The organism is Pedobacter sp. 10L46_2 (genome assembly GCF_056395165.1).
In genome coordinates this window covers 2,532-7,469 of sequence record NZ_JBFTIZ010000311.1, presented here as the reverse complement: position 1 = coordinate 7,469, position 4,938 = coordinate 2,532, and the positions used below count along the sequence as shown (strand labels likewise).

5 protein-coding genes are annotated in these 4,938 nt (G+C 39.4%); 2 read left to right on the top strand and 3 right to left on the bottom strand.

Features of this window, described 5'->3' with window-relative positions:
- Positions 1-1,735, bottom strand: a 1,735-nt coding sequence (locus AC1DDX_RS23420) for a SusC/RagA family TonB-linked outer membrane protein (protein ID WP_477622682.1), incomplete at its 3' end; no start/stop codon positions are given.
- A 462-nt stretch (positions 1,736-2,197) separates the two neighbouring features.
- On the opposite strand from AC1DDX_RS23420, the gene AC1DDX_RS23415 reads away from it, so the two are divergent.
- Positions 2,198-2,422, top strand: a complete 225-nt coding sequence (locus AC1DDX_RS23415) for a hypothetical protein (protein WP_337716199.1) — start codon at positions 2,198-2,200, stop codon at positions 2,420-2,422.
- A 106-nt stretch (positions 2,423-2,528) separates the two neighbouring features.
- Here the strand turns inward: AC1DDX_RS23415 and AC1DDX_RS23410 are convergent, their stop codons facing one another.
- On the bottom strand, positions 2,529-3,152 hold the full coding sequence (locus AC1DDX_RS23410) for a GNAT family N-acetyltransferase (RefSeq protein ID WP_288879307.1): 624 nt from the start codon (positions 3,150-3,152) through the stop codon (positions 2,529-2,531).
- 15 nt (positions 3,153-3,167) lie between these two features.
- Complete coding sequence (locus AC1DDX_RS23405; protein WP_172662878.1) at positions 3,168-3,566, bottom strand: GNAT family N-acetyltransferase; 399 nt, start codon at positions 3,564-3,566, stop codon at positions 3,168-3,170.
- A gap of 161 nt (positions 3,567-3,727) precedes the next feature.
- Between AC1DDX_RS23405 and AC1DDX_RS23400 the strand changes: the two genes are divergently transcribed.
- On the top strand, positions 3,728-4,938 hold a 1,211-nt coding region (locus AC1DDX_RS23400; protein WP_477622681.1), incomplete at its 3' end, for an aminotransferase-like domain-containing protein.

The following is a 4,938-nucleotide window of genomic DNA, read 5'->3' as shown; positions in this document are numbered from 1 at the left end:
CATTAGTAGCATCTTTGCGTTCAAAAGCAACTAAAGCCGCTATGGAATGATCTTTTATTTGCTTGGTATAGTTTAATTGAAACTGTGCAAACGTGGCTACGATATTTCTTTTATGCCTTTCTCTCCATGGGTTTTGGTTGCCATATAATGCACCATTTGGGGCTCTGTCATTGTAGGTATCAGTAGCCGCATCATAAATATATGCAGGATAGGTATATTCAAACCCATCAAAGTCTTCATTACTATAATCATATGAATACAATGCCTTTGCAGTTAAGCCAAAACCAAATTCGTACTGTGCATTTAATTTCGCACCGGCTCCTCGGGTAATGTTGTCAATATAACCGGTTATATCCTTTGAATAAGTTGCCGGGTTAACGTTTACATTGTGCGTTTGGTTAATATACAAAGGGTTGTTGTTAGCATAGGCGGTTTCTGTAGGCCACATACTGCCAATACTAAGTAAAGGGTTAAAGTAATCGTCCAATCCCGGAACCCCTACATTATGCCTGTTTTCTATCCTGCCACTAATTTGGGCACCAACGGTAAAACCTTTTAAGACAGTACTGGAAATATTAGCCTGAAGGTTTGTGCGGTTAAAATTGAAATCTTTAAGTGCAGCTTCCTGATTAATATGACCCAGGGATAAATAATAGGTGGATTTATCAGAGCCGCCTGAAGCATTTGCTGTTATAAATTGTTGCGGAACGTTGTCCCTTACAATAAAAGCATAATAATCGTTATTTTGATAGCCGGGTTCTGTTCCTGCTTCCCATTTGGCCAATTCTTGTGGAGAATAGAGGTCTGCCGGATTACGGCCAAGATTTTGTTCAGATTCTAAACGGCCTCTTACGTATTGTCCTGCATTTCCAGGATATGGATAACGGGAGAAATTTTGAAAACCATAATAGCTGGAAAGTCCGAAGGAAGGCTTATCACCTCTTCTTCCCTTTTTAGTCGTTACCAATACCACACCATTTCCCGCCGCCAAACCATATATAGAAGCAGAGGCATCTTTAAGCACCGTTATGCTCTCAATATCATCTATTCCTAGCTGGTTAAATGCATTAACCCCAGAAATACCTGTATTAAAGCCAAACCCATCGCTACCATTACTGGTGCTATATGCTACTCCATCTATAACATACAAGGGGTTTCCGAGGTTTCTGATCTGTAAATTGGCCCCATTTCCCGGTCGGGCATCTGTGGTACGTGCGGTTACACCAGGAATTTTACCCGCCAAAGCACTTGTAGCGGCTACAGAAGGCGATCGGACAATATCTGAAGCCTGTAACGTGCTGATCGCTCCAGACACAGTTGCTTTCTTTTGTGTACCATAAGCAACAACAACAACTTCATCCAGGTCTTCTCCACCAGCAGCAACCATACGGACATTAATAACTTTGCGATCGTTTACCGTGAATTCCTGATTTTTAAATCCAATGTATCGAAAAATAAGTATTGAACTTGGTGTCGGCGCATTTATAGTATAATTTCCATTAGCGTCGGTCTGGGTACCCGAATTGCCCCCTTTTAAAGTGACCGTTACGGAAACTAAAGGTTTATTTTCATCATCGGTGACCTTACCAGATATCATGATTTGAGAGAAGGCATTTGCCGATGTAAAAAGGGCCATCATTGCCAATAGAAATTTTAATTTTGGTTCAGGGTACCAACGTATACCCTTAGCCTGGATTCCAATTCCATGGAATACCTTAAGTAGTTTTCTGTGCATGATTTTTTTGGTTAGAGATTTATAGATTTAAAGGTTAATTAAATTGCAATGCGTAATTCATTACCCAGAAATAGAATCTTAGCCTTTTGAGGAGTTATTTTGAATGCATTTCTGCCTATTACCCTCGCTTTATTTGAATAATTTTGAAACAGGGTACTACTTAGTACGATTAGGTAAATAATCATTCTCATTTTAGCCGTTCTTATATTTGGTAAGACAAATAAGCCACTTTTTATATCATTATTCTATCTTGATGTTGTCAGTTTCTGAGCTTATTTTGTCATTAAAGCTCTTTTTGTATTTTCACGTCAGAATAAAAATATTTTTGATACTTATTCTTGGTTATCAGTTGATTACTGAGATACCGCGGTCCAGAATGTGTAAAACATAAAGAATGTTTAAAAAATGCACCAAACAATTTCGATCATTTTGGCTTTTAGAATACATTTAAACGTAAGATTTATGCGAAAAACAGAGACCAAAACAGACCTTCAAAAGTTCATAGAAAAATTTGAACCTAATAAATTTAAAATGTTGACCAGAGGGATTGAAATCAGAGGAAATAGTGACCTGCACCGAAGCATTACTTTTGCCAAGGAGCTAATTGAAAGAATGAAATTGAAGCTCACAATTAATCATTCCGCCGAAATGGCGATGTATGGAGGATTTGAAGTAGTATATGCTTAATGAAAATCCTGCATGAGAATAAAATAAAAAGGTCAGCTATCAAAAATAGCTGACCTTTTTATTGGATGTTCTAGAGTCCGGAAATTATTCTTTGATTAATTGCGTGTTAATTATTCATTAACATATATCCTTGGAGCAGCTCCTTTACATCAGGCCATTCGTCCGAGATTATAGAAAAACGAGCAGAATCCCTTATGGTAAAATCTGCTCCCATTCGTTCAGCACGAATTATCCCTTCAAATTTAGCACCCAGACGTTCAATAGCCGCTCTTGATCGTTCATTACGTACATCAGTCGTGAAATTAACCCGCCATACTTTCCAGTGCTCAAAAGCGTATTTGAGCATCAAGAATTTAGCTTCCGTATTTATACCTGTTCTGGTAGCAGACCCGGTGAGCCATGTATACCCTATTTCGCAAACATCGGGAGCAATTCTTCCATATCCACACGTATGTTCAGGCCACTGCCAGTAGGCAATATTCCAAAAACGTGTGGATCCTTTTATAATACCGTCTTCATTGCCGACGATGACAAAAGGCATCGCTGTTCCCCTATCGCGCTGCTCAAGTGCCGTTTTAATATACCTGGTCATTGCATTTTTTTCCTGAGGCACAACAGTCCACTTAAATAGCTGCTCATTTCCTGCTGCGGCCTTAGTTAATCCTTCTAAATGAAAAAGTTCCAGAGGCTCTAACCTCACGTAGTTTCCAACTAGTATGTTGTTTTCCATTTGCCTTTTTCTCGTCTATTTTACGCGGTTAATGATAAAGCCATTGTTCACCACATCCATACCGATTTTTGGATAATACTCAATAGCCGTTGGTGCTGCAAGTAGTAAAAGCATACTCTTATCGCCAATTGTAGCTTTTGTAAGTTTTACCAATTCTTTGCCAATACCCGATTTTTGATAAGTTGCACTTACGGCCAGGTCAGCAAGATAGCAACAGTGACAAAAATCAGTTAATGATCGGGCAATGCCGACTAGCTGATCATCATGCCAGGCCGTAACCACAAGGTTAGAATGTTTATACATCTCTGCTATCCTGTTTTTATCAGCTGTAGGACGGTTGAGACCAGAACTGTCGTATACACTGATGATTTCTTCTAATAATGGTAACACATTTGTTTTGTAGGTAATGTTCATATTTAATAAAATTGATATTCAAAAGTATATTATTAAAGGACTATCTTTATCATCCAGAAACAAGAAGTTAAGTAGTCCAGATGTTGCCATTTGATACCCTTATAACAATCGATAAAACACTAAGCGTGTCCGTTTATCAGCAGATTGCAAACCAAATACTTATGCTGATAAAAAATGGAATTGTAAAGTCAGGGTCTTATCTGCCTGGTACGCGCGAACTGGCTAGAATGGTTGTTGTTCACCGTAAAACAATTATTGCTGCATATAACGAATTAAGCGCTCAGGGATGGATCACTGTGATACCACAGAAAGGGTTTATTGTGGTTCCTAATCTTCCAGAAGTACAGCCACAGCAATGGGACCAGCAGAAAGCAGGTTTTGCATATGAAAGTTCAATGCCCAGCCCCTTTTATAAAACAAACCAATATGGAGTGATTCCTTTGGCTAGTGATACCATGGTGCATGAATTAATAATAGACGATGGCCACCCAGATATGCGGCTAGCGCCAATGGACCTGCTAAACAGGGAATACAGGAGCCGTCTTAAAAAGGTCCAAACATTTAAACGGGTTTCGGCAACGCTGGCCGCAGGCTCGTTTAACCTAAGAGAAACAATGATAAGCCATATGGCGCAAACCAGGGGGTTGCAAGCCCAGGCATCAAACATCATGATGACTCATGGCGCTCAAATGAGTATTTATATAGCAGCAAGCTTATTGTTAAAACCCGGCGATAATGTAATTGTAGGAGAACCGGGCTATTTTGTTGCTAACCAGGTTTTCGAATCTTTAGGAGCCAATGTAATTCGTATGCCTGTAGATCAGGATGGAATAAATACAGATTTGATAGCTACAGCCTGCCAGAAGTTAAACATACGGATGCTGTACCTCGTTCCCCACCATCATCATCCTACCACAGTAACTTTAAGCCCGCAACGGCGTATGCGTATACTGGAATTAGCTGAAGAACATAACTTTACAATTGTAGAGGATGATTACGATTATGATTTTCACTACAGCTCCTCTCCGTACCTGCCCCTTGCCTCCGGAAATCATCAAAATCGGGTGGTTTATATTGGCTCCTTTTCCAAATCTCTTTCCACATCTATACGAATTGGTTTCATGATCGCCTCAGCAGATTTTATTGCCCACGCGGTTCATATCAGAAGACTTATCGATTTGAAAGGAGACCATATTATGGAAGATAGTCTGGCTGCACTTATCGAAAACGGTGATATTAACAGATACCTCAAAAAGAACAATAAGATTTACAAGGAAAGAAGGGATCATTTAATCAAGATGTTGGACACTTACCTGAAAGGTATAGTTAGTTACGAAAAACCCGATGGAGGTATGGCCATTTGGGTTAAATT